Annotated in this window: 19 protein-coding genes and 2 pseudogenes; 11 read left to right on the top strand and 10 right to left on the bottom strand. The window is 61.7% G+C overall.

All coding sequences use genetic code 11. From position 1 onward, the window contains the following. Positions 1 to 8 precede the first annotated feature (8 nt). Complete coding sequence (locus ACF8E5_RS17910; RefSeq protein WP_392475605.1) at positions 9 to 482, bottom strand: DMT family transporter; 474 nt, start codon at positions 480 to 482, stop codon at positions 9 to 11. A gap of 11 nt (positions 483 to 493) precedes the next feature. After that, a complete protein-coding gene (locus ACF8E5_RS17905; protein ID WP_392475604.1) occupies positions 494 to 1,924 on the bottom strand; it encodes an amidohydrolase family protein in 1,431 nt (476 codons plus the stop codon). A 112-nt stretch (positions 1,925 to 2,036) separates the two neighbouring features. On the opposite strand from ACF8E5_RS17905, the gene ACF8E5_RS17900 reads away from it, so the two are divergent. Beyond that, the gene (locus ACF8E5_RS17900) at positions 2,037 to 2,930 is read left to right on the top strand and encodes a LysR family transcriptional regulator (protein WP_058638589.1); all 894 of its coding nucleotides are present in this window, start codon (positions 2,037 to 2,039) and stop codon (positions 2,928 to 2,930) included. 295 nt (positions 2,931 to 3,225) lie between these two features. Here the strand turns inward: ACF8E5_RS17900 and ACF8E5_RS17895 are convergent, their stop codons facing one another. From ACF8E5_RS17895 to ACF8E5_RS17885, 3 genes and pseudogenes are all read right to left on the bottom strand, one after another. Continuing rightward, positions 3,226 to 3,927, bottom strand: a complete 702-nt coding sequence (locus tag ACF8E5_RS17895) for a methyl-accepting chemotaxis protein (protein WP_392475606.1) — start codon at positions 3,925 to 3,927, stop codon at positions 3,226 to 3,228. A gap of 417 nt (positions 3,928 to 4,344) precedes the next feature. Next, a pseudogene (locus ACF8E5_RS17890) lies at positions 4,345 to 5,136 on the bottom strand (cache domain-containing protein); the annotation flags it as partial. A 264-nt stretch (positions 5,137 to 5,400) separates the two neighbouring features. Beyond that, positions 5,401 to 6,630, bottom strand: a complete 1,230-nt coding sequence (locus tag ACF8E5_RS17885; protein WP_196126965.1) for an FAD-dependent oxidoreductase — start codon at positions 6,628 to 6,630, stop codon at positions 5,401 to 5,403. A gap of 138 nt (positions 6,631 to 6,768) precedes the next feature. Here ACF8E5_RS17885 and ACF8E5_RS17880 point away from each other — a divergent pair, with 138 nt between their 5' ends. Further along, positions 6,769 to 7,701, top strand: coding sequence for a LysR family transcriptional regulator (locus ACF8E5_RS17880; protein ID WP_078479021.1), 933 nt, complete (start codon positions 6,769 to 6,771; stop codon positions 7,699 to 7,701). A 56-nt stretch (positions 7,702 to 7,757) separates the two neighbouring features. On the opposite strand, the gene ACF8E5_RS17875 is transcribed toward ACF8E5_RS17880, so the two are convergent. Then, a complete protein-coding gene (locus ACF8E5_RS17875) occupies positions 7,758 to 9,704 on the bottom strand; it encodes a putative bifunctional diguanylate cyclase/phosphodiesterase (RefSeq protein ID WP_392475603.1) in 1,947 nt (648 codons plus the stop codon). A 187-nt stretch (positions 9,705 to 9,891) separates the two neighbouring features. Next, entirely contained in the window at positions 9,892 to 10,839 is a 948-nt protein-coding gene (locus ACF8E5_RS17870; RefSeq protein ID WP_196127379.1) for an AraC family transcriptional regulator, read from the bottom strand. Between the two features lie 175 nt (positions 10,840 to 11,014). On the opposite strand from ACF8E5_RS17870, the gene ACF8E5_RS17865 reads away from it, so the two are divergent. From ACF8E5_RS17865 to tadA, 6 genes are all read left to right on the top strand, one after another. Further along, positions 11,015 to 11,449, top strand: coding sequence for a hypothetical protein (locus ACF8E5_RS17865; RefSeq protein WP_392475601.1), 435 nt, complete (start codon positions 11,015 to 11,017; stop codon positions 11,447 to 11,449). Between the two features lie 16 nt (positions 11,450 to 11,465). Then, positions 11,466 to 12,125 carry a hypothetical protein gene (locus ACF8E5_RS17860; protein ID WP_392475600.1) on the top strand — a complete coding sequence of 220 codons (660 nt, stop codon included), beginning with the start codon at positions 11,466 to 11,468 and terminating at the stop codon, positions 12,123 to 12,125. Next, positions 12,118 to 12,795: a hypothetical protein gene (locus ACF8E5_RS17855; protein ID WP_058604474.1), complete on the top strand. Its 678-nt coding sequence runs from the start codon at positions 12,118 to 12,120 to the stop codon at positions 12,793 to 12,795. The genes ACF8E5_RS17860 and ACF8E5_RS17855 overlap by 8 nt, the downstream gene beginning before the upstream one ends. Further along, on the top strand, positions 12,792 to 14,252 hold the full coding sequence (locus ACF8E5_RS17850; RefSeq protein ID WP_392475599.1) for a M48 family metallopeptidase: 1,461 nt from the start codon (positions 12,792 to 12,794) through the stop codon (positions 14,250 to 14,252). The genes ACF8E5_RS17855 and ACF8E5_RS17850 overlap by 4 nt, the downstream gene beginning before the upstream one ends. 126 nt (positions 14,253 to 14,378) lie before the next feature. Next, positions 14,379 to 15,761: a multicopper oxidase family protein gene (locus ACF8E5_RS17845; RefSeq protein WP_392475598.1), complete on the top strand. Its 1,383-nt coding sequence runs from the start codon at positions 14,379 to 14,381 to the stop codon at positions 15,759 to 15,761. Further along, on the top strand, positions 15,761 to 16,240 hold the full coding sequence (gene tadA, locus ACF8E5_RS17840; protein ID WP_100852136.1) for a tRNA adenosine(34) deaminase TadA: 480 nt from the start codon (positions 15,761 to 15,763) through the stop codon (positions 16,238 to 16,240). The genes ACF8E5_RS17845 and tadA overlap by 1 nt, the downstream gene beginning before the upstream one ends. A gap of 9 nt (positions 16,241 to 16,249) precedes the next feature. Here tadA and mltF read toward each other — a convergent pair whose 3' ends face one another. Further along, positions 16,250 to 17,707, bottom strand: a complete 1,458-nt coding sequence (gene mltF, locus ACF8E5_RS17835; protein ID WP_058604478.1) for a membrane-bound lytic murein transglycosylase MltF — start codon at positions 17,705 to 17,707, stop codon at positions 16,250 to 16,252. 356 nt (positions 17,708 to 18,063) lie between these two features. Here mltF and purL point away from each other — a divergent pair, with 356 nt between their 5' ends. Both purL and ACF8E5_RS17825 read left to right on the top strand, forming a co-directional pair. After that, on the top strand, positions 18,064 to 21,963 hold the full coding sequence (gene purL, locus ACF8E5_RS17830; RefSeq protein ID WP_392475597.1) for a phosphoribosylformylglycinamidine synthase: 3,900 nt from the start codon (positions 18,064 to 18,066) through the stop codon (positions 21,961 to 21,963). Between the two features lie 3 nt (positions 21,964 to 21,966). After that, on the top strand, positions 21,967 to 22,278 hold the full coding sequence (locus tag ACF8E5_RS17825) for an NGG1p interacting factor NIF3 (protein WP_196186636.1): 312 nt from the start codon (positions 21,967 to 21,969) through the stop codon (positions 22,276 to 22,278). A 151-nt stretch (positions 22,279 to 22,429) separates the two neighbouring features. On the opposite strand, the pseudogene ACF8E5_RS17820 reads toward ACF8E5_RS17825, so the two are convergent. After that, positions 22,430 to 22,699, bottom strand: a pseudogene (locus ACF8E5_RS17820) (alkaline phosphatase PhoX); the annotation flags it as partial. Between the two features lie 134 nt (positions 22,700 to 22,833). Beyond that, a complete protein-coding gene (locus tag ACF8E5_RS17815; protein WP_196186637.1) occupies positions 22,834 to 23,742 on the bottom strand; it encodes an RHS repeat-associated core domain-containing protein in 909 nt (302 codons plus the stop codon). A gap of 323 nt (positions 23,743 to 24,065) precedes the next feature. Here ACF8E5_RS17815 and ACF8E5_RS17810 point away from each other — a divergent pair, with 323 nt between their 5' ends. Beyond that, positions 24,066 to 25,019 (top strand): IS110 family transposase, encoded by a 954-nt coding sequence (locus ACF8E5_RS17810; RefSeq protein ID WP_392475596.1) that lies wholly within the window; start codon positions 24,066 to 24,068, stop codon positions 25,017 to 25,019. Positions 25,020 to 25,100: the final 81 nt, after the last annotated feature.

The following is a 25,100-nucleotide window of genomic DNA, read 5'->3' as shown; positions in this document are numbered from 1 at the left end:
TAAGACGCTCAGTTAGAGAAAACCGCTGACCATCTTTCACCGAACAACGCGATAGCCAAGCCTGCGAGCATCACCACCGCCCCAGCCAACTTGATGGGAGACACTGGCCTTTCCAATGCCCCCATCAAGCCGAAATGATCGATGACCAGTGATGAAACGATTTGCCCGGCGATAGCGAGGCCGAGCAGGGCGGACAGGCCTATCTTCGGTGCAAGCACCACATAGCTAAGCAGCGCACTCGCCCCCAGCAAACCGCCCAGCAGGCTCCACAGGGGCTGGGCAGGAATCGCGGCCAGTGAGGCCGCTATTCCTCCGCGCATCAATGCGTAAATGCACAGGCACACTGCGCCGGCAGTGAACGAGAACAGTGCCGCCGCAACGGAGTCTCCACCTACACCTTTAGCGAGCTGGCCGTTGAGTGTGGTCTGCAGCGTAATGCCGAGCCCCGCAGCGATGGCCAACACATAGTAGGCTACGTTCATCTCGTGCCCTCTTAGTTGGCTGAGTCGAACGGGAGGAACGTCTCGGCAAACATATCCGGCGCATAGCCTGCTGCAGCGAATAGATGCTCACGTGACTCATCGATCGCCGCACGCAGCCTCTCACTGTCCACACCCAATACCTTGCCGTCGCGTTTGACGATTCGCCCGCCAATCATGACCGTATCGACATTGCTGCGCTCGGCGGCATGTACCACGGTGCCGAAGGCATTACCTACAGGATAGAGGTTGATGTCCTGTGCGTTGATCAGGATCAGGTCTGCCTGTTTGCCCGCAACCAGGCTACCGACTTTGTCCTGCAAGCCGGCACAGAAGGCGCCGTCGATAGTCGCGGATTTGAGCAGACTGTGGGCGGGCAGCGTCACCACCGGATGATGGTCCTCACCGCAGCAACGCTGCTGGTGCATGCCCATGACACGTTGCAGGTAGAACGCCACCCGCATTTCCATGAACATGTCGCCGCTGTAGGAGGTTTCGTTGTCAACACTCAGTCCCGGGCTGATGCCGTGACGCTGGGCCGACTGCATGGCGAACATTCCATCTTCAATGCCGTAATGGGCATCTGAGCGTGGGCATACGTTGACTCGCACCCCAGCTTCGCGAAGGATTTCCCAGCCGGCGTCCGGCAGCGCGGTGCAGTGGTTGAAGATGTTATCGGATCGCAGCAGACCTTTACGATGCAATTCTGGCAATTGCGCCGCCATGTCCCCACCAAAAAACTCGGTGATGATCGGCAGCCCCAGGCGTCTGGCTTCAGCCCACAGCTCAGGTTCCAGCTGCGCCATCACCGCCAGCGAAAGCAACGGGTTATCACCGTGCTTGATGTATTTTTCCTGCAAACGCTCCAGGTTGCCCGGCCAGTGGGCTTTATCCCACTCACCCGCCACCGGCGCCCCGGAGGCATGTACCGCGCGTATACCTGCATCAAGCAGCGCCTCGACGGCGGCGTCGGAGTGTGCACCGGTGCGGCTGTTATGCGAGTTGTCCACCAAGGTCGTGATGCCGGCATCGATGCACCCTAACGCACTCAGCAAGTTGCCGATGTACATGTCCGCCGGGCGATAGTATTTGGCGAACGAGAAGTGAGTGGCGTTGCAGTAGTCCTCCAATGTGGCTGCGTTGGGATTGATCCGGCGCAGTTGCCCTTCCCACGAGTGGCGGTGCGTGTCGACCATGCCGGGCATGGCGATCATGCCGGATGCATTGATCACCATAGCGTCGCCAGCTTCGAGATGTTCACCAATGGCCTTGATGGTGCTGCCTTCGATGAGAATGTCGCCGCGTACCAGATTGCCGATGTCGCCATCCATACTCAGTACAGTGGCGCCTTGGATGAGTGTGCGGGCAACCGGTGCGGTCTGCGCCTGTACGATGCCGCGATTGTATTCAGCCATTGAGGTACACCTCTTCAAATGTGATTGCAAGAAATGTACGCAAGGCAACACTGCGGGAAAAAGATGGATAAACTGTTTTTATTATTCAATTTGGGCGAATAATAAGGCCGTCCCTGATCACTGTTTGAGGTTATCAACCGTCGTGGATCGAATTCAGGCGATGCAGATTTTCGTACGCGTAGCGCAAGCGGGAAGCTTTACCCAAGCGGCGCAGACGCTCTCCTTACCCGCTTCGACTGTGACCAGTAGTGTCAAGAACCTGGAAAAGTACTTGCAGGTGCGTCTGCTCAACCGAACAACGCGGCGGGTCAGCCTTACACCTGAAGGCGCACAATATCTGGCGCAATGCCGGGAGATTCTTGAACTGATCGAACACACGGAGAGCAGCCTGGCGGATTCCGTAAAACGGCCGCAGGGGCGTTTGCGCGTCGACATGCCTGGTGGCGTTGCGCACTCCATTGTCATGCCGAACCTGCGCGACTTTTATCGGCGCTATCCGGATATCTATCTGATGATCGGCGTGAACGATCGACAGGTTGATCTGCTTCAGGAGGGTATCGATTGCGTTATTCGTACAGGTGAGCTCCATGACTCAACCTTGGTCGCGCGCCCACTTGGCCGATTTCGTTGGGTGACCTGTGCGTCAGCCGCCTACCTCAAGGAAAACGGCATCCCGCAAACACCCCATGACTTATCGCACCACCGGGCTATTCACTACTTTTCGAGCGGCGCGAAACACGCAGGTGAAATGCGCTTCGCACGCGATACGGAAAAGATCTCGGTTTTGGTAAGCGGTACGGCCGCCGTCAACGAGACCGGGCTCTACATCAAAATGTGCCTTGATGGGTTCGGGTTGATTCAGCTCGCCGAGAACGTGGTGAGCGAGCATCTGCAGCAAGGGCGGTTGATTGAAGTGCTCGCCGATTGGCAGCCGGCTCCGGTGCAGGTGAGCCTGCTATACCCACACCAGCGATTTCTTTCGCCCGCTGTGAGTTCGTTCGCTGATTGGATAGGTGGGCTGATCGGAAACAAATGAGTGATTGCCCCTTCACAGTACCCTGAGTCCTGCAGTCGTCTTGCCGAGTTGCTGCTTTGCCCGCTATGGGAGGCTCGAGCTACGGTCTCGAGAACGTATTCTGAATCTGCCGGGCTCAGGCAGATGACATGCAGTGGTCGGTGCCGGCAGTTAGCTTCATTGGCAGCGGTAGTTTGTCCGAGCCCTATTCAGAATGGAAGGGCCGCTTGGCGACCCTGTTCACGTATACCTGGCAGCGCCTGAGCACTGCGCGGTAGGCTAGCGCCCTTAACGCCTGACGGTCAGGCCCTAGGCCCTAACGACCACCTCGACTCAACCCGCCCAGCCGCGCCGAAATCGACTGCATCCCCTTGCCCAATTCCCTGAGCACACTTGCATCCCGGGCACCTTCCTCGCTGGCTGCATGGATCCGTACCGCCAGCTCGTTGATTTCCTGTGTCACGTGGCTCTGCTCCTGGGCGGCGACGGCGATCTGCTGGGCGCGCTGGACGATGTCGTCGAAACTGCCCACTGTGGTGCCCAGGGTAGTGGCCACGCCCACGGCTTGCTGCACCGACTCGCGGGTGCGCTGCGCGCCGTTCTGCATGGTGGTGACGGCAGCGTTCGATGCCTCGCGTAACTGAGTGATCATTTCCTGGATTTCGTTGGCAGACGTCTGCGTGCGGCCGGCAAGGGTGCGCACCTCATCGGCTACTACGGCAAAGCCGCGACCTTGTTCGCCAGCGCGTGCGGCCTCGATGGCAGCGTTGAGCGCCAAGAGGTTGGTCTGCTGGGAGATCGACTTGATGACCTCCAGCACGCCGCCTACACGCTCGATGTCTTCGCCCAGCTGGGTAATCGCTGTGGCCGCGCCCGAGATGTCGGTCGCCAGGCTTTCGATGGATTCACCGTTGCGGTTGACCTGGTCCTGACTCTTCTGCGCTTCGACCAATGAGCTGCGGGCTGTGTCCGAGCAGTCCGTTGTGTTGCGCGCGACCTCATTTGCGCTGGCCGACATTTCGGTGATGGCGGTGGCGAGCAGGGTATTGTCCACCCGTTGCGCCTCCGCCCGATCGGCCAGGCCGGTGGACAGTTGCGCCAGCTCGTTGGCTCGCTCTTCCAGTGACACCGACTCCTCGGCAATGTGACGGAGCATGGCCTGCAGAGAGCCTGCATACTGGTTGACGGCCGTGCGCAGCGCGCCCAGTTCGTCATTGCGCATAACCTCCAGTTGAGCACCCGCCTGGCCGCCTTGACCCAGGTTCTCGATTTGCGCCGTGGTTTCCTCTATCTGGGTGAGCAGCCGTTTGCCAGCCAGCCATGCCAGCCCCAGCAAAACGGCCAGCAATGGCAGCAGGAACAGCAGGATCTGGCCAGTGAGCTTGTTCGCCAGGCCGACCACACGGGCCTCGGGGGTGACCAGACCAATGCGCCAGCCCGTACCTTCCATGGTGGCCAATGTGACGTAGGCCGGCCCATCGAGGCGCGCATCGTTATCCAGGTAGAGGGTGGTGGTGCCAGCCGGCTTGCTCGTCAGGCTATCGGCCACTGGCTTGAACCACGGTTGTTCCTGGCTCAGGCCGGCAAGGGTCTGCAAGCCCTTGGCGCTCTTTGCATCAGGGAAGAACAGCAAATTACCGGACGCGTCCACCGCAAAGGCGTAGCCACCGGTGACATTGCCGTTGGCTTTGAGGAAGGCGGCAAGACCGTCGAGCTTCAGGTCAATGGTGGCGACCCCGGCAAACGCGCCCTGGGCGTGGTAGGGCACGCTGCAGGTCGTCATGGCTACGCCGCTGACCGGGTCCTGATACCCGTCCGACCAGACACAGCGACCCAATGGCGCGGCTTTGGCGCCGGTGTACCACGACTCAGCCTGATACGGCGCCGTTTGCGCAGCGTTGTACTCGTCCGAGTAATCCAACCCATTGCTGGCGTTGCGTGCCCAGAAGAAACTGCGGCGTTCGGTACCGGCAACGAAGCCGTTGGGCTCTGGCCACAGCCCGCCGCCTGCGATGGCGGTATCGCCTTGGCTGTCGATCACGTTGGGCAGGTTGGCCTTGATCAGGTTTTCATCGTGGGGCAGGGTCTCGGCCAGGTGCGCCATGGCCGTTGCGGTGCCCTCGATGCGGTTCACCTGCATGGCCAGCTGGCGGGTGATGGCGCTGGCCGACTGTTCGGCCGCCTCGGTGCCGGCTGCCACCAACTCAGGTTTGCCGCCCAGGGTCATGACCGAATAGATCGCCAAGGCGGTGAGTGCCAGCAACGTCAGGATTCCCAGGGTCATGCGCCCGGAGATGCGATTGGGAAGTAGCGACATGCTGAAGCTCCACAAAATTTAGGTTGGCTCTCAATGATTACGGCAGCCCAGCCCGATAGTTGAGGTGCTACATCATGTTTCGCATGAGCGGACGACCGATGGTGACAAAAAGGCGATGAATCGAGGGGGAATCAGCCAAATCCGCGCACACCTCCTGATGTGCATCAAGCATCGTCATCCTCTCAAACGATAAACGCTGTCCCGGCCGTCTTCCGTCAATGGCGTATTGAGCATCCCTCCTGCCATCGGCAAACCCTGCGCCCACCCCGCAGCCAATACCTGCACGTCCCGCGCTGGGTCGCACGCACTGACCCTCGCATCACGCAACCGACACGTCTCGGCGTCCGTCGCGAACAAGGCACGTGCAAAGCCCCGGCCCTGTTCCGAAAGCCGTGCGGTTTTAGGGGCGCGTGTCCTGGTAAATACCTCAAAAGCCTCGGTGGGTTCGTTGCCCGCACCGGCCAGGCAGCGAGCCAGGTGCCAGGCGTCTTCCAGGGCCTGGCAAGCGCCTTGCCCGGAGGTGGGCAATGGCGCATGCGCAGCGTCGCCGATCAACAGCACGTTCGCGCGGCTCCACGTGTGCAGCGGTTCCAGGTCGTGGACCGCGATGCGCCGGATGGCCTGTTCGGAGGTTGCCCGAATGATGCGTGAAACGGGCTCGGGCCATTGGGCGAACCTGTGCTCGACCTGCGCCCGATCATCGGCTCGGCCAGCCCCTTCGTTCAACGGGCATGCTTGCGCTGCGGCCCAATACACCAGGTCCGGTCGAACTGCCACCGCACCAAAGCGCTGCCCCGTTCCCCAGTAATCCTGGATCGACACATCGTCCACCAGCGCCCCCGACCCTTGTGCCACGCCGATCCAGTTCACGAACCCTTGATAGCGCGGGGTATTGTCACCCGCGACGAACTGGCGCGTCACCGAGGCCATGCGTCCGTCTGCACCGATCAGCACCTCCGGGCAGATGCGTGTACCCGTCTCGAAGCGGGCCACCGCCTTGCCCTGGGCATCCAGGTCGATGGCCATTGCCTGGTGCCCGAATTCGACTGCAATCCCCATCCATCGTGCATGGGCGAGCAACACGTCCTGCAAATCCCGGCGCAGCACCGTAACGGTGGGGTAGCCCATGGTTCGGTCCAGCAATTCGATGTCCAGGCCTCCCAACGCATTGCCGGCTGCATCGTACCGGCGCATGGCAAGGGGCCGGCCGCCAACGGCCTGGATGTCCTGCAACACGCCGAGCTGCTCCAGCACAAAGCTGGCATTGGGCCAAAGCGTCACACCGGCGCCTCCGGCTGCTGGCATCCTACGGCGCTCAAAGACCCGCGGGCTGAAGCCCTGCTTGCGCAACGCCAACGCTGCGCTCAGCCCTGCAATGCCTGCACCCACTATCGCAATGTCCACGTTCCAGCCCTCCTTGTTCATCCGCTGCCCCGCGCCAGGTCACTGGACGCCTGGGGCAAAGGACCATCGTAGATTTCCCCTTCCCAGATCACTAGCGTGCAAAAATGGGACGTTTTCATACCTCAGGTGGGATAGTCAGTGCGCAATGAGCTCGATCTGAATGCGGTCCGTGTCTATGCAGCGGTGGTGGATGAGCAGAGCTTTGTCGGGGCCTCGCGTGCGCTGGCCATGCCGTCTTCCAATGTCAGTCGCCATGTCGCTTCACTGGAGCGACAGCTCGGTACGCGCCTGCTTGAGCGCAGCACCCGGCATCTGCGCATGACCGAAGCGGGGCGGCTGTTGTACGCGCGAGCCAAGCCCTTGCTCGACGCCTTGCACTGCACCCAGGAAGAACTCGGTGCTGTACAGCGCGAGCTGCGAGGGCCACTGAAGCTGTGCATGCCAGGTGAGGCCCCCAGGCTATTGGCGCCCATCCTGGCCGAATTCTGCAGCCTGCACCCTGGCATCGAGCTTGAGTGCGATACCCGGGTGACTGGGCTGGAAGTGCTGCGTGAGGACGTGGACCTGTGCATCCTCTTTCACCGTGGCCGCCAGGAAGACAGCGAGTTCATCACCTGCCAGCTCGCCTGCTTACCGAGCATCGTGGTCGCTGCCCCGTCTCTGCTCGCGCGCACGGGTATCCCGCAGCACGTGCGAGCGTTGAAGTCGCTGCCTTGCATCACCACGCTCAGCGCGCTCGGAGGTCAGCCCTGGCAGTTTCAGGGCGCCAGGGGCGAAACGGTCAAGGTGCCGGTGCGCAGCCGTTACCGCGTCAACAGCGGTGAGTTGGCCGTGGCAGGCGCGCGACAGGGGATAGGCTTTGCGATTGTGGCGGCTCATCCGTGCCAGGAGGATCTGACGGCTGGCCGGTTGCAGGAGGTGGTGCTGGACCTGTGCCCGGCACCCTTGCAGTTGCTGGCGGCATACAGCCACCGCCATTCAGTGACGGCGCGGGTGCGAGCCCTGCTGGCGTTCATTCAGGAGCGGTTGGAGGCGTTGCACAGCTCGCCAAGCGGTTCTACCAGCGCTTGATCAAGGCTGGACGCGCGGTTACATCGGCAGGCTGTCACGGCCCAAAGCGCGGTCAGTCAGATCGCCTGCACCCTGGCCAATTGCTCGGCCTCAAGCCACGCCCCGATCGCGTTGGGGCGCATGGGCTTTGAGAACAGGTAGCCTTGCGCCCAGGTGCAGCCCAGGGTTTTCAGAGTGCTGAGTTCTGCTGGGGTTTCCACGCCCTCGACGATGCATTCCAGTTGCATGTCCTGGCACAGCGCAATCAGCGACTTGACGATCTTCAAGCTGGCCGGGTTGAGCTGGATGCCGGTGACGAAGGAGCGGTCCACCTTCAGCTTGGTCAGCGACAGCGCATGGATCTGGCTGAGGCTGGAGTAGCCGGTGCCAAAGTCGTCCAGGGAAATGCCGCAGCCCAGCTCACGCAGGCGGCTGATGGCGCGCTGGGCCTGCGGCAGGTCCTGGATGGCCGCGGTTTCGGTGATTTCCAGGTCCAGGCACGTGGGGTCGAACCGGCTGCTCTTGATCAGCTCGACGATCTGCTGGGCGGCCTCTTCCGAGCCACAGTCATGGGTGGAGAGGTTGAAGGACAGGCGCATGCCTGCTGGCCAACTGGCAGCCGTGTCCAGTGCCTTGGTCAGCAGAGGCAGGGTGAGACGATTGATCATGCCGATGCGCTCGGCGATCGGGATGAAGTCACTGGGTGGCACATTACCCAATTCTGGGCTTTCCCAGCGCGCCAGTGCCTCGAACGCAACGGTTCGCTCGCTGCGGACATCCACGATGGGTTGGAACACCATGTGAAACTCGCGATCCAGGTCCGCCCTGCGCAGGGCCTGCTCGGTCAGCCCTTGTCGATTGAGTTGCTGGCGATGGGCAGCGCTGAACAGGCACGCCGTGCCAGGGCGATGACGCTTGCTCTGGTACAGCGCGTAGTCGGCATATTCGTACGCTTGCGTGGCTGACGAAGCCTGATCTGGAAAGGTGGCGATGCCCAGCGACGCGCTGATCTGAATGGGGATGTCCACCAGCACGAACGGCTCGCGCATGCGCGTGCAAAGCTTCTCGCCAAAGGCACGTAGCTGCTCGTCATCCAGGGCCTGGGTGATGATCAGGCCGAACTCGTCGCCCCCCAGCCGGCTCAGGTGCACACCCTGGTCGAGCATCTCGGTGAGGCGCTGACCGACCTGATACAGCAACCTGTCGCCCACACTGTGGCCATACAGGTCGTTGACTGGCTTGAAGCCATCCAGGTCTATCAGCCCGACGGCCAGGCGAGTGTCCTGCTCGCCGGCATGGGTCAACAGCGTGTCGAGGCGGGAGAAGAACTGCCGGCGATTGGCAAGCCCGGTCAGGCTGTCCAGGTTGGCCAGTTGCAGGTTTTCCTCGCTGAGCCTGGCCGTCTGCGCCTGCATGTTCACCAGCCGGGTGAAATCGGTGTATTGCGCCTTGAGGATGACTAGCATGGCGATCGATACCAGCAGCACATCGAGCGCGGTGGCAATGAACGTGATGATGGAAGTGGAGGCGAAAAACACCACGAACGCGGTGTTGACCACGGCGGTCGTGGCCAAGGCCGCTGGCAGCAGGTGCATCATGCAGAAAATACAGCCGATCACGGTGATGGCCATGTAGAAAGCGACATGGGCCTGGGTGTAGCTGTCGCCATAGGGGAACAGCGCCAGCGACCAGGCCGTGAAGGCAACAGCAACGAAGGGGGCGAGCGTGTTGGTGCGCTTGAGTGCCATGACCATTTGGGCCGGGCTGCGCACGCGCCTGCGGGTACGTATCCACTCCACGCCTCGGACCAGGCCGAACAACGTCATGATCATCGGGCAGTACACCACTAGCCAGCGCGGCGCCACCGTGAAGTGGGTGCCCGCCAGCATCAGCGTGTTGATCAGCAGGATGAAGTACATCATGGGCAACTGGCGCGACAGCGCGATGTATTGCGCCTTGACCAGGTCGGGGTTGTCCTTGGGTACGGACATCAAAGCTCGCACGCCGAGCAGTGTTTTTTTCATCAGGCGACGCTCTGAAAATACAACCAGATAAATAACCGAACGGATTGCCTTTTTCAGCTCGAACCGAGCAGGACAGAACGCTGCTCTCACGGACCGTATCGGCCGAGCTTCTGGTTGCTGCAATCGTTCAGACTGGTGGCACTTTGATTTCGTTCCCGCCTGGCAACGCCACGGTGAGCAGCGCCGGTCATTCCGTGCCGGGGGTGTGCCCGAAATAGGCCTTGTAGGCATGGCAGAAGTTCGCCGGGTTGGCATAGCCGACGTGATAGGCGATCTGCGAAATCTGCCATTTGCGCTCCAGTACCAGGATGCGCGCAAGCTCAAGGCGCTGTTGGCGAATGTACTGCAGGATCGAACAGCCAAACTGCTGGCTGAAGGCTCGGCGCAGCGTGGTCTCGCTCACCTTCAGCTGCTTGGCCAGGGCGGCGACGGACGGCGGGGCAGTGGGGCTAGTGTCCAGCAGCCGACGCGTTTCCAGGGCCAGGTCACGGCGGCCACCGTCTTGCTGCGGCTCAGGTGTCAGGGCCTGGCCTGACAGATGGCTGGCCAGCTCCAGTACGATCCCCAGGCTCAGGCTTTCATAGTGCAGGCGGCGCAAGCTACCGCTGTAGGGTGAGCGATAGAGCTGCTGGAACAGGCGGCTGAGCGAGGGACACTGGGGCAACTGGTCGAAGTGCATGCCATCGGCCAGCAATGCCAGCAACGGATGAAACTGCGGATCGTCCTGGGCCAGCTCGCGCAATGCGTCACCGGCAATGCGCACGCCGGCCATGCGCGCATGGCTGTCGACCGGCAACTGGTCCTGGGCTTCAAGGCTCTCGCTCAGGCCAAGCACGTGCAGCCGACCGGTATCGTACTGGTTCAGCCTGCCATCGACCTTGTGCTGCCAGGCGCCGTCGAACACCTGCACGATGCACAGGCTCTCGGGCAGCACCTTGTCGATGCGCAGGGGCTCTGGAAAGTGCAGGTGGCAATCGAAGTACTGCAGGCCCTGGCGCACGGTCTGTGCCCGATAATGCCCCGTGGCACTGCCCATGACATGGGCGGCACGCGCATCCAGCACGCCTGCCTGGGCCAGGGAGCCAGGGCTGTCGAAACAGAAGGCGGTATCCAGGTAGGGGGTTAGCGATTGCATGCAGACTCGGTTTCTCGGTGGGGCAGCGTCGGCCGGAAATGGTAACGCGCGCACATTTTCGACAACAGTCGTTGTGACCAACACGCTGTTTGTTGTGATGAACGGGCAACTGGGTTGGCAGCCTGCCTATTGAGTCCTTCAATACACGTTTTGTTGCAGATCAGGAAACAAAATCATGCTCGCTTATCGGAAATGGGCTGCCTTGCTGGTTGCCGCGTTCACCCTGTGTATCGGTCAGGCCCAGGCCGAAGACCGCCCGGACGTAGCCAAGAACGTCGTCGCGTACTTGGGCACCGAAGGGGTCAAGGTATGGACGCTGCGCATTGGCGAGCGCGCCGCCAACGAGGCGCTGGTGCAGGTGGAAGGCGTCGATCACGACTGGGATATGCGCATCCAGAAAATGCACGTCGAGAAGACCGCCAAAGATACCCGCTACTGGACCGACGTCGACGGCAAGAAATTCGTCGTGCTGATCATCCAGGGCATGTGGGGAGGTGAGCTGTACCTGCCGGGCGAGGCGCAGCCGCGTCAGGTCGGCTACTCGGAAGGTCTGTCGCACCAAGGCAATGCCGAGGCGTTCCTGACCGATTACCTGGCTGCCAAGAAATAACCGAGGGGTATCGATCATGAGTGAACATACCGATCCATTGGCCGACTTGTCCGGGTCGCTGGGCAATGACTACGACCAGTCGCGCACGGCCCAGCGCGAGCATGTCATTGCCGAGCTTCGGCAAGTGATTGAACGTGTGCCGGAGCTGAGCGAGTTCACCAACTCTCGTCGTTATCGCGTGTGGGGGCCAGTATTGCTGGTCGGTGCCCTGATTCTGTTCGGAATCGGCATCAGCATGCAGCGCACCGGGCCGATCGTGGCCACCGCCTTCATTGTGCTCATCGCCGCTGCCGTGACCTGGCAGCACCGCAACGCCGGTACCCAGGTGTTCATGCGCCTGACGCGCCGACAACTGTTCGTTGACACGTTGGACGCGCCGGTGGACTTGGCGCAGGTGCAGGATATCTCGGTCAAGGATGAAGGGCTGGTGATGGTGCAGACGCTGGAGATGAGCAGCGATGCCGTACTGCCTACCCACCGAGTGGTGAAGCTGCAGTTCTTCGGTAACCAGGCCATGGTGCTGAAGAAGCCGCGCCCCCAGGTTCGCATCATGTCGGCGGGGCTTGCGCAAAACGGGCGCAAGCTGTCCAACGAAGAAGTGCTGGCCGTACTGACGGCCTACTGCGATGCCGCCCACGCCCAGCGTCAGCTTGAGCTGCTGCAGGCCAATGGATAATACCGGCGCCAATGCCGACCTGACCTACCTGCAGGTAAATGCCGTCGGCCCCGATGAGTCGTTCGAGCTGCATGAACACTCGCTGGGCAAGACACTTTCGTGTGCAGTCATCGGGTTGGTGGCGATTGGGCTCGGTGGCTGGCTCGCGAGCCTGCCCATGCTCTTCGGTCCGCAGACCGCCAGCACAGTGAAGGTGCTGCTGTGGGCATTCGGCGCAGGGCTGGTCGGCATCGGGCTGGTGGCCCTGGTCAGTGCCTGGGCGCTGTACCAGCGCCATGGACGGTGCGCACTGGCGGTGACCCGTGACACGGTCGCTTTCGCCAACGCCTTGGCCCCAGTGCCATGGGAAGCGTTCGAAGGCTTCGATGTCGAACAGCGGCGGCTCAGTACGCACCTGGTATTCAGCCTCGCCGCGTTCGGCGCCGCGCCTGTCCTCAAGGCCCCAGGTTTCAAGGCGCTCGCAGCACCTGATGCTCAACTGATCGCCGGCGGCCTGCGGCTCAAGGTGTGGGCCTGCAACTTCACCCGGGCGGGGCGCAGGCTCGCGCTGGCAGAGCTGGTGGACGTACTCTACCCCTACCTGCAGGCAGCACAGGCCAGGCGCACCTTGGCACAGTTGTTCCCGGCCGTGGCTCGCCAAGGCGATGCCTTGCGGCGGGCTGCGCCATGAGCAACCAGGCCATACGGCTGTTCAGGCGCGTATGCTGGGGCTTGGCCCTGCTGTTGTTGCCGCTGCTGGTGCTGGGGTGGAGCCAGGTGCAACTCTGGCGCGTCGAGGTGGCCCAGGCGCAGGCACAGGCGCTACGCCAGTGGCTAGATGCGCCAAGCGACACGCTTTTGCAGGCCCTGCCCAAGGCCGAGCGTAACCCCTACATCCCCCAAGCAGACCGACGTGAGCGGCTTCAACGTGAGCTTGACCGTTATGAGGCGGGCCTTGGCGGGCAGTCTCTGCGCAAGGTCCTGGCCGTCACGAGCGGGCTGCTGGCGGTTCTGGCCTTGCTGACTGCGGTCGGGGCATGGCTCAGGCTCAGGCTGGACGCCTGGCGGGCGCTGCGCTCAATTGAGTTCTTGCAGCGGCACATGACCCAGCGTTGGCGTGCCCTGGGCAAGTGGCTGGTACTGCATCTGGGCTTGCTGGCTGCTGCGTTGAGCCTGGCCTTGCTGTACGAGCTGAGCGTTGCGACCAGCCGGGTGGCGGAGGGTGGGTTGACGGTGCTGTTCATCGTGCTGCCGCTGGCCTCGTGCGTGCTGGTCTGCCTGCAACTGGCCAGGCGGTTGCATCGACGCTGGCCGCTGGTGCTCGATCAGAGCACATCCTTTCTGGGCAGGGCGCTTGATCGGGACAGTGCACCCGGCATATGGCGCTGGGTCGAAGGCCTGGCGGCGCAGCTTCAGGCACCGGTCCCCGACAACATCGTGGTCGGGCTCGACCAGGGCTTTTTCGTCACCAGCGTGCCGATTCTGCTTCAGCCTGCCGGCTTGCCGCTGACGGGCCGCACGCTGTATTTGCCGCTGCCCTACCTGGGCATACTCAGCCAGGCAGAAGCTGGCGCGGTCATTGGACACGAACTGGGCCATTTCCGGCATCAGGACACCGAACGCGCGAGCCAGACCAACGCACAGTTCAGCATGATGCTTGCCCATTTCTCGGCACTGGTCGGCCACGACGAGCCCGCGCCCTGGACGCAGCGCCCAACGCTGTGGATGGCCTGGCAGTTCCTGCACCATTTCCAGCGTGCGGTGCTGCATTGGGGGCGGTCGCAGGAGCTGCTGGCGGACCAGGCAGGCGCTGCAGTCGGCGGGCAACGGCTGTTCGCACAGACCCTGCTGCGCATCATTGCGCTGCAGCCTGCGGTCGATACGGTGCTGGCGACGTGTGGTGGGCAAGGCGTCGACCGAGCCTTGCCTGGCTACCTCGAGCGTCACCCGTTGCAGGTCGGTGACGAGGTGCTGAGTGCCGTCATGGCGCACCCGTTCGACACTCACCCTGCAGCCGCTTCCCGCCTGCACGCATTGAATGTGGTGCCCGACCCGCCGCTGCTGGGCGCCGCTACCCGGGCGCCGGGCGTCGAGGAACGTCACTGGTTCGGCCAACTGTGCAAAGCGCCGCACGCACAAGCCGATTGAGCGCGACAGGGCACATTGGGGCGATCATTCACTTAATCTTTCCCATTTGCAGGTGTATCGTATTCGCCCTTCCTCATCAGCGCCTGCTGGTGAACTGTTTGTGCCGAACACGAGGTACCCGCTGCGATGTCCTTCACCCGTCGACAAATGCTCAAGGGCCTGACCGGCCTGGTTGTGGTTGGCCTGGGCGCGGGGGGCGCCGCGCGGTACTGGCTGGGCAAGGTCGAAGATGACAATGCCGGCCATGACTACGAGCTGATCGCAGCGCCGCTGGACGTCGAACTGGTCCCTGGACATACAACCGAAGCCTGGGCGTTCGGGCCCAGTGCCCCGGGGACCGAGCTGCGCGTGCGGCAGGGTACCTGGTTGCGCGTGCGCTTCATCAACCACCTGTCGATCGAAACCACCATCCACTGGCATGGCATCCGCCTGCCGCTGGAAATGGATGGCGTGCCGTATGTGTCGCAGTTGCCGGTCAAGCCAGGGGAGTATTTCGACTACAAGTTCCGGGTGCCCGATGCTGGCAGCTACTGGTACCACCCCCATGTCAGCAGCTCCGAGGAGCTGGGCCGGGGCCTGGTTGGCCCGCTGATCGTCGAGGAGCGCGAACCTACCGGTTTCAAGCATGAGCGCACGCTCAACCTCAAGACCTGGCATGTGGACGAGCAGGGGGGCTGGATGCCGTTCAGCATCCCGCGCGAGGCGGCGCGCAATGGCACCGCAGGGCGGCTGATCACCATCAACGGCCTGGCCGATGCCGTGACCGAGCTACCGGCAGGGCAGGTGGTGCGCGTGCGCTTGCTGAACCTGGACAACACCTGGACGTACCGCATCAACCTCAAGGGCAACTGCGAAGCGCGGATCTACGCGCTCGATGGCAACCCCGTCACCCCCCGGCCATTGGAAGATGACTACTGGCTGGGGCCTGGCATGCGCATTTGCCTGGCGATCCGCATTCCCAACGCCGGTGAAGAGATTTCCCTGCGCGACGGCTTCGTGCGCCTGGGCACCCTGCGCGCGGTGGCCAACCCGGATGCGCCCAGCGACTGGCCAGCGGCGCTGCCGCCCAACCCCATCGCCGAGCCGGACCTGGAAAACGCCGAAAAGCTCAACTTCAACTTCGAGTGGGCAGGCAAGGTGTCGGTCGGCACCGACCAGGGCAAGCCGCCGAGCCTGTGGCAGATCAACGGCCAGGCCTGGGACATCACCGACAAGACCTGCGCAGATCGCCCAATTGCAACGCTGACCAGGGGCAAGAGCTACATTTTCGAATTGAAGAACATGACCCAGTACCAGCACCCCATCCACTTGCACGGCATGAGCTTCAAAGTGATTGGTTCCAACCGGCATGACATCAAGGAGCCGTGGTTCACCGACACCTACCTGCTGGGCAAGAACGAGCGCGCCCAGGTTGCGCTGGTCGCCGATAACCCGGGCACCTGGATGTTCCACTGCCACGTCATCGACCACATGGAAACCGGCCTGATGGCCGCGATCGCGGTGGTCTGATGCGACCGCAGATCATCGACCGCAGCCACGACCAGACCTACATGCGCATGGCGTTGGCATTGGCCGCCGAGGGCGCACAGCTGGGGGAAGTGCCGGTGGGCGCCGTGCTGGTGCAGGACGGCCAGGTCATCGGCCAGGGCTTCAACCGCCCGATCACCGACAGCGACCCCAGTGCCCATGCCGAGATGGTGGCGATCCGCGCCGCAGCTCGCGCGGTCGGCAACTACCGCCTGCCTGGCAGCACGCTGTACGTGACCCTGGAGCCGTGCAGCATGTGCGCCGGGTTGATCGTGCATGCGCGGGTGATGCGCGTGGTTTTCGGCGCACTGGAACCCAAGGCGGGGATCGTGCAGAGCCAGGGCCAGTTCTTCGGGCAGGGCTTTCTGAACCACCGTGTGCTGGTGGAGGGTGGCGTGATGGCCGAGGCGTGCGGGCAAGTGCTCAGTGACTTCTTCAGGGCTCGCCGGTCCAAGCCGTGACGTGACCGGCTACAGCGGCGGTGACTGCTCTGCCGGTTTAGCCTTGTTCACACCCGGGACATGCAGGTTGCCCTCTGCCACCTGGCCTTCGAGCTGAGGCTGGGTAACCCAGGTGAGAATGTCGTAGTAGCGGCGGATGTTGGCGACAAAGTGCACCGGTTCGCCGCCCCGTGCATAGCCGTACTTGGTCTGGCGGTACCATTGCTTCTGCGCCAGGCGCGGCAGCATCTTCTTCACATCCAGCCACTTGTTGGGGTTGAGCTTCTCGCGCTTGGCCAGGGTGCGCGCGTCTTCCAGGTGGCCGCTGCCGACGTTGTAGGCGGCCAGCGCGAACCAGGTGCGGTCGGGCTCCTGGATGCTGTCGTCCAGCTCGGCCTTGATCTTCATGAAGTACTTGGCGCCACCCTTGATGCTTTGCTTGGGGTCCAGGCGGTTGGAGACGCCCATGGCCTGTGCGGTGCGCTGGGTCAGCATCATCAGGCCGCGCACGCCGGTCTTGGAGGTGACTTCCGGCTGCCACATGGACTCCTGGTAGCCGATGGCGGCCAACAGGCGCCAGTCCACCTGCTCGACCTTGGCATAGCTCTTGAAATGCTTCTCGTACTTGGGCAAACGTTGCTGCAGGTGCTGGGCGAAGGTGTAGGCGCCCACATAGCCCAGTACATCGACATGCCCGTAATAACGGTCCTTCAGGCGCTGCAGGGTGCCGTTCTTCTGGGACTTGTCGAGGAATTCGTTCACCTCGTTCAGCAGGCTGTTGTCCTCGCCTGCGGCGACAGCCCAGCGCTGGTCGCGGGACTCGCCCAGGTCGAAGGCCACGCGCACGTTGGGGAAGTACACCTGGTTCATGGCCAGTTCGTTGGAATCCACCAGGGTGAGGTCGATCTGCCCCTCGTCGACCATGCGCAGCAAGTCCACCACTTCCACGGCATCGGATTCTTCGTATTGCAGGCCCGGGTACTGTTTTTTCAGCTCGGCCAGTTGATCGGCGTGGCTGCTGCCCTTGAGCACCATGATCTTCTTGCCGACCAGGCCTTGGGCGTTGGTCGGGCGCGAGCGGCCATTGCGGTAGATGACCTGAGGCGTCACCTCCAGGTAGGGGTGCGAAAACTTCGCCTGGGCCTGGCGCCGTTCGCTGCTGACAAGGCCGGCGGCTGCCAGCACCGGGCCGGACGGCTTGCCAAGGTCGTCAAACAGCTCGTCGAGGTTGTCGGCGGTCTCGATTTCCAGCTTCACGCCCAGGTCGTCGGCAAAATGCTTGACCAGTTCGTACTCGAAGCCGGTCTCACCGTTGCGATCCTGGAAATAAGTGGCCGGGCTGTTGCGGGTGATCACGCGCAGCACGCCGTCCTCCTTCACGCGCTCGAGGGTACTGGGTTTTTCAACGCAGCCACCAAGCAGCAGAAAGAGTCCGGTTGCGAAAAGCCATCTGGCGCAACGCTGGCGCAAAGCAGTGTGGGTGAACATAGGTTGCAGTATACGCAAAGGACTGGCCGTGCCATATCTCGACAACGGTTAGCTTGTCTGATAGCGCTTTTCAGGCGTTTGCTGTCTGATCGTGCCGTCCAGCGCTGTGTGCCAAGCCCGGTTGATGGGGTAAACCCTGTAACAGAGCACTCGGACCTCATTGTGCAAAGCCTGGACGGAGGTTGCCTGTGGGGCTGTATCAGCGTCTGGGCAAGGTGCATGAACCCCCGGAAATTTTGACCCGCAGGTCCGGTTCCGCCGCCCGGCAGCCCTGCGCTACAGCGGGTGCCGCAAGCGAACGAATTAGGCTAGAATGCACGGCCTCCAAGCACACCCCTTCTGAGGCTGTCCCGACGATGTTGATCCTGCGCGGCGCTCCTGCCCTTTCTGCCTTTCGCCACGGTAAGTTACTCGAGCAACTGAGCCAGAAAGTCCCCGCTGTTACTGGTTTGTATGCCGAATTTGCCCACTTTGCCGATACCGACGGCGAGTTGACCGCCGACCAGCAGCAGGTGCTGGGCCGTCTGCTCAAGTACGGCCCGAGCGTACCGGTACAGGAGCCCGCCGGTCGCCTGTTCCTGGTCGTGCCGCGCCTGGGCACTATTTCGCCCTGGGCCAGCAAGGCCAGCGACATCGCCCACAACTGCGGCCTGCAGTCGATCCAGCGCCTGGAGCGCGGCATTGCGTACTATGTGGCCGGTGACCTCAGCGACGCCGATGCCGAGCAGGTGTCGGCGCAGTTGCACGACCGCATGACCCAGCGCGTGCTGGGCCAGCTGGAGCAGGCCGCCGACATGTTCAGCCACGCCCAGCCAAGGCCCATGACGTCGGTGGACATCCTAGCCGGCGGCCGCGACGCCCTGGCCCAGGCCAACATCGACCTGGGCCTGGCACTGGCCGAGGACGAAGTGGACTACCTGGTCACCGCGTTCCAGGGCCTCAAGCGCAACCCCAACGACATCGAACTGATGATGTTCGCCCAGGCCAACTCCGAGCACTGTCGCCACAAGATCTTCAACGCCAGTTGGGACATCGACGGCCAGGCGCAGGACAAGAGCCTGTTCGGCATGATCAAGAACACCTACCAGATGCACAGCGAAGGTGTGCTGTCGGCGTACAAGGACAACGCTTCGGTCATCGTCGGCAACGTTGCAGGTCGTTTCTTCCCGAACCCTGAAACCCGCCAGTACGGTGCGGTGCAGGAGCCGGTACACATCCTGATGAAGGTGGAAACCCACAACCACCCGACCGCCATCGCACCTTTCTCCGGCGCCTCGACCGGTTCGGGCGGCGAAATCCGTGACGAAGGTGCCACCGGCCGCGGCGCCAAGCCCAAGGCCGGCCTGACAGGCTTCACCGTGTCCAACCTGCGCATCCCTGGCTTCGAGCAGCCCTGGGAGCAGGCCTACGGCAAGCCTGAGCGCATCGTGGACGCCCTCGACATCATGATCGAAGGCCCGCTGGGCGGCGCCGCGTTCAACAACGAATTCGGTCGCCCGGCCCTGACCGGTTACTTCCGTACCTTCGAGCAGTCCATCAACACCCCGCACGGTGAAGAAGTGCGCGGCTACCACAAGCCGATCATGCTCGCCGGCGGCATGGGCAACATCCGTGAAGACCACGTGCAGAAGGGCGAGATCACCGTCGGCGCCAAGCTGATCGTGCTCGGCGGCCCGGCCATGCTGATCGGCCTGGGCGGCGGCGCTGCCTCCTCGGTAGCCACCGGTGCCAGCTCGGCTGACCTGGACTTCGCCTCGGTACAGCGCGAAAACCCGGAGATGGAGCGCCGTTGCCAGGAAGTCATCGACCGCTGCTGGCAGCTGGGCGACGCCAACCCGATCGCCTTCATCCACGACGTCGGCGCCGGCGGCATCTCCAACGCCTTCCCGGAACTGGTCAACGACGGTGGCCGCGGTGGTCGCTTCGAGCTGCGCAATGTGCCCAACGACGAGCCGGGCATGGCCCCGCACGAAATCTGGAGCAACGAATCGCAGGAGCGTTACGTGCTGGCCGTCAGCGCTGTCGACTTCGAGCGCTTCAAGGCCATCTGCGAGCGTGAGCGCTGCCCGTTCGCCGTGGTCGGCGAAGCCACCGAAGAACAGCACCTGACCGTCACCGACAGCCACTTCGACAACACTCCGGTCGACATGCCGCTCGACGTGTTGCTGGGCAAGCCGCCACGCATGCACCGCTCGGTCACCCGCGAAGCCGAGCTGGGCGATGATTTCGACCCGAGCGAGCTGGACCTGGACACCGCTGTACAGCGCGTGCTGAGCCACCCGGCCGTGGCCAGCAAGAGCTTCCTGATCACCATAGGCGACCGCACCATCACCGGCCTGGTCGCCCGCGACCAGATGGTCGGCCCTTGGCAGGTACCGGTGGCCGACTGCGCCGTCACCGCCACCAGCTTCGATGTCTACACCGGCGAAGCCATGGCCATGGGCGAGCGTACTCCGCTGGCACTGCTGGATGCCCCGGCATCCGGGCGCATGGCCATCGGCGAAACCATCACCAACCTGGCCGCTTCGCACATCGACAAGCTGTCTGACATCAAGCTGTCGGCCAACTGGATGTCCGCTGCCGGCCACCCAGGTGAAGACGCGCGCCTATACGACACCGTCAAGGCTGTCGGCATGGAGCTGTGCCCTGAGCTGGGCATCATCATCCCGGTCGGCAAAGACTCGATGTCGATGAAGACCAAGTGGAGCGAAGAGGGCGTCGAGAAGAGCGTCACCTCGCCGATGTCGCTGATCATCACAGGCTTCGCCCCGGTCACTGACATCCGCAAGACCCTGACCCCGCAACTGCGCATGGACAAGGGCGAGACCGACCTCATCCTGATCGACCTGGGCCGTGGCAAGAACCGCATGGGTGCCTCGATCCTGGCCCAGACCTACGGCAAGATCGCAGCCCAGGCGCCGGACGTCGACGACGCCGAAGACCTCAAGGCGTTCTTCGCCGTGATCCAGGGTCTTAACGCCGACGGTCACTTGCTGGCCTACCACGACCGTTCCGATGGCGGCCTGGTCACCACCGTGCTGGAAATGGCCTTCGCTGGCCACTGCGGCCTGGACTTGCACCTCGATCCGCTGACCGACAGCAAGGCCGACATCCCGGCGATCCTCTTCAACGAAGAGCTGGGCGCGGTCATCCAGGTGCGCCAGGACGCTACCCCGGACGTACTGGTCCAGTTCAGCGCCGCAGGCCTGGGTGAGCAGTGCGTGGCGGTGATCGGCAAGCCGGTCAACAACGCCGAAATCTCCATCAGCCTGAACGGCGAAGTGCTGTTCGATGACGACCGCCGCATGCTGCAGCGCCAGTGGGCTGAAACCAGTTACCAGATCCAGCGCCTGCGCGACAACGCCGATTGCGCCGATCAGGAATTCGACCTGCTGCTCGAAGAAGACAACCCAGGGCTGTCGGTCAAGCTTGGCTTCGATGTCAACGATGACATCGCCGCGCCCTACATCAAGAAGGGCGTGCGTCCGCAAGTGGCCATCCTGCGCGAGCAGGGCGTCAACGGCCAGGTCGAAATGGCGGCTGCCTTCGACCGTGCCGGGTTCGCGGCCATCGACGTGCACATGAGCGACATTCTTGCCGGTCGCGTGGACTTCGAGGCCTTCAAGGGCCTGGTCGCCTGTGGCGGTTTCTCCTACGGCGACGTGTTGGGTGCCGGCGAGGGCTGGGCCAAGTCAGCCCTGTTCAACAGCCGTGCGCGTGATGCCTTCCAGGCGTTCTTCGAGCGCAACGACAGCTTCGCCCTGGGCGTGTGCAACGGTTGCCAGATGATGTCCAATCTGCATGAGCTGATCCCGGGTACCGAGTACTGGCCGCACTTCGTGCGTAACCGCTCCGAGCAGTTCGAGGCGCGGGTGGCCATGGTCGAGGTGCAGAAGTCCAACTCGATCTTCCTGCAGGGCATGGCCGGTTCGCGCATGCCGATCGCCATCGCCCACGGCGAGGGCCATGCCGAGTTCGCCAGTGAAGAGGCCTTGCTGGAGGCTGATGTGTCCGGTTGCGTGGCGCTGCGTTACGTGGACAACCACGGCAAGGCCACCGAGGCCTACCCGGCCAACCCCAACGGCTCGCCTCGCGGTATCACCGGGCTCACCAGCCGCGACGGCCGCGTGACCATCATGATGCCGCACCCGGAGCGTGTGTTCCGTGCCGTACAGAACTCGTGGCGCCCGGATGAGTGGCAGGAAGATGCGGCGTTGATGCGCATGTTCCGTAATGCGCGGGTGTGGGTGAACTAAGGCGTGTACAAGCTCGCCTTCTTTGTTCCTGCCAGCCATGTTGAGGTGGTCAAGGCTGCTGTGTTCGCCGCGGGTGGTGGGCACATGGGTGATTATGACCACTGCGCCTGGCAGACCTCGGGCCAGGGCCAGTTTCGTCCGTTGGACGGCAGCCAGCCGTATCTCGGGCAAACCGGTCAGGTCGAGGTGGTGGAAGAGTGGAAGGTGGAGCTGGTGGTGGCTGACGATCTAGTTGCCCAGGTCGTCGCAGCGCTCAGGCAAAGCCACCCGTACGAGACGCCAGCCTACGAGGTTTGGCGGCTCGCCGAGTTCTAGAGCGTAGCAAGGGTGCTCGCGGCGGTTCGACGCCTCGACACGCCCGCTCCCACTCGTATTTCACAGGTCCTGAACCTTGTGAGATCGCGTACCCCCTGCAGGAGCCTTGTGCCGCGAATGGGCAGCAAAGCGGCCCCTGTACGCTGGACGATCAGGCAGTCCCGATCTCCCCGCCATCATTGCGCTGAATCACCACCGTCGAAGCCCGCCGTCTCACCTTGGCCGCAGCCGGGGTAGCATCTGTAGCCTTGTCGGTATATGGCCAGTTCCCCGGGTGGTGAATGTTGACGAACAGCGTCTTGTTGTCCGGGGTAATGGCAATCCCGGTCACCTCGCAATCATTCGGCCCGACCAAGAAGCGGCGCAGGTCCACCTGGTTTTGCGTATTCATCGGCATTCGCTTGTCGCTGGCTGCTACCAGGGAAGCAGTATGATTTCACTCGAACTGTCGTGGAAGTGTTTTTGCTGAGCGATGCGTTCTTGGACGAAGCGCGTCCCAAGACTACGTCACTGCGCTAATCTGCTTGACAGCGCCACTGGATTGTAAAATTAAGTTTAGTGACGGATATAGTCATAAGGATCAGGTTGAATAGGTGTAACTCGAACCTCCCCGATAGTGTCTCTGATAAGTCTTCTTTCAAGGTAACTATAGGTTGCCAGCTGGGCGGCAACGCCGAGAGTAAGTGTGTTCGTCGCTTGATAGGTTAAAAGATTAGCTGCGGCTGCTATGGCTGCATTTTCTGCGCGGTTAATTATTAGGCTGGATAAGGGTTCTAGTACTTCGGCACTGTTAATAATCCTATTTCCAACACCTGCGACAAACTCGACGTCACCGATATCTACAGATACATGATATGAGTCCGGTGCCGGTGTGTGCCCGGCTCTATGCAGGATAAGTGTTAAATTTGGGCTCTGAGTGCGTTCGCCGCCGATACGTAGCTGTGCTCTATCCACAGAAATAGTTGGACGTTGACCAACAAGCCAATTTACTCCGCGCTTGATCCATTCCCACATTTTTCCACTAGGGTCATGCCGGTTGATGGGATCGTTCTGGCAATAGCAGTAGCCGTTAGGCCCGCCTTTACCGAATGGAGACATAGTGTCAGCCTGGAGAAATCGCCTCGATCTGCTACTGTAGAGCCGGCGTCCATTGCCGAGAACATAACAGTCCAGCATTGTATCGAGCCGCTGCCCGCTGAACGTAACAAGATGTGTTGATGGGGCTGCGTGCAGAAAACCATAGGGTGAAAAGTTCTGTTGAGTGCCTGCAGGGATACCGCGCAATGCGGTGTTTGAATTGTCAGATTGCAAGAGTTGACTGCTTGTTGTTATTGCATCTGATTCTGCTAATGCAATGCCATTGGCCCAGAGCAGGCGACGTGGGCTGTCACTTACTTCGCAAGCCAGTTTAGGGCCTTGGAAGAAAAATTTTTTCTTTTTTGTCGGGAGCACTGTCGAACGCATATACGTAGCCCGTGGCGAAGTATGTGACTGGATGATTTACTACTGGCTCGCCTACGTCTACTAGCAGATTTATCAGGTGGTTTGACTGCTTCCAATGGAACTGCAGTTTCGAGGGGAAATGAAAGGGAGGCGCTCGCGAAAAATCCAACGCGGTGTATATGGCATCGGCTGTGTCGGTGTTCGCGGGCTGGCCCGCTTGTATGGTTAGACTTGAAGGGGTGGTGGGACGCTAAAGCCGATTCTGACTGTCAGCAGCAGTACAGACTGTGGGAGACATCGCCCCACCCCTTCAAGCCCTAGAACCATAACGTGAGGAGCCACCCATGGCAATGCAGGTAGATCGGTTAATCGTGGGTGTAGATGTCGCAAAAGCGGAGCTGGTTATTCATCACGACGACCGCGATGAAATTATCAAGATTAAAAACGCTAAGCCAGAAATCAAGAAGTGGCTCAAACAGCAAGCGGCCCACACGGCGATCGCCGTTGAGGCTACCAATGTCTACCACTTGGACTTGGTTGAACTAGCCCACGGGATGGGTTTTCAGGTTTATGTCGTCGACGGATTCCAGTTAAGCAACTACAGAAAAGGTGTCGGGGGACGTGTAAAAACTGATCCATCTGATGCTCGACTACTATCCCGTTTCCTTAGGAACGAAGGTAACGAACTCCGGCCCTGGAGCCCTCCGCCGGCCGTCTACGGCAAGCTCCAGAGCCTGCTGCGGCGCCGGGCGGCTTTGGTGACTGCGCGCACTGCGATGACCCAAAGTTGGGCCAACGAAAATCTGCTTAGAGCCGCCTTCGAGACCTTTGTGAAGTCGATTGATCGGCTGGACCAGTTGATCCGAAAGAAACTGAAAGAAGTGCTGCGCGAGGCTGGATTGCAGGAGCAAGTTGCACGTTGCCAGGCAGTGGAAGGAATCGGTTTTCTCACCGCCACCGCATTGGTAATGGCATTTGTGAGAGGTGAATTTAAGAGCAGCGACTCATACATCGCCTTTTTGGGGATGGACTTGAGAGTGAGCGATTCTGGGCAGAAGAATGGACGTCGCCGTCTTACCAAGCGCGGCTGCTCGGAGATCCGTCGTCTACTTCATAACGCTGCGATGGCAGCCAGCCGATCGGCGGCATGGAAAGAACTTTATGAGAAACAGCGCACGGCAGGAAAAGCGACGACCCAAGCACTGGTGATTTTGGCTAGGAAACTTGCGCGGGTGGCGTTCGCCCTGATGAAAAATCAGGACGAATATGTCACCAGAAAGGGGAAACTGGCTTGCTGAAAACCATAGAATCTCCCACTTGGATGTAGAATGATATTCAAAAGGTGTATACGCTTTACATAAATATATCGAGTGTATAAC

Origin of the sequence: Pseudomonas sp. WSY_20 (assembly GCF_043104335.1) — a bacterium.
In the GTDB taxonomy this organism is placed as follows: Bacteria; Pseudomonadota; Gammaproteobacteria; order Pseudomonadales; family Pseudomonadaceae; genus Aquipseudomonas; species Aquipseudomonas parafulva_B.
Note: the sequence above shows the minus strand (reverse complement) of the source record. Positions and strands in the feature narration are given on the sequence as shown.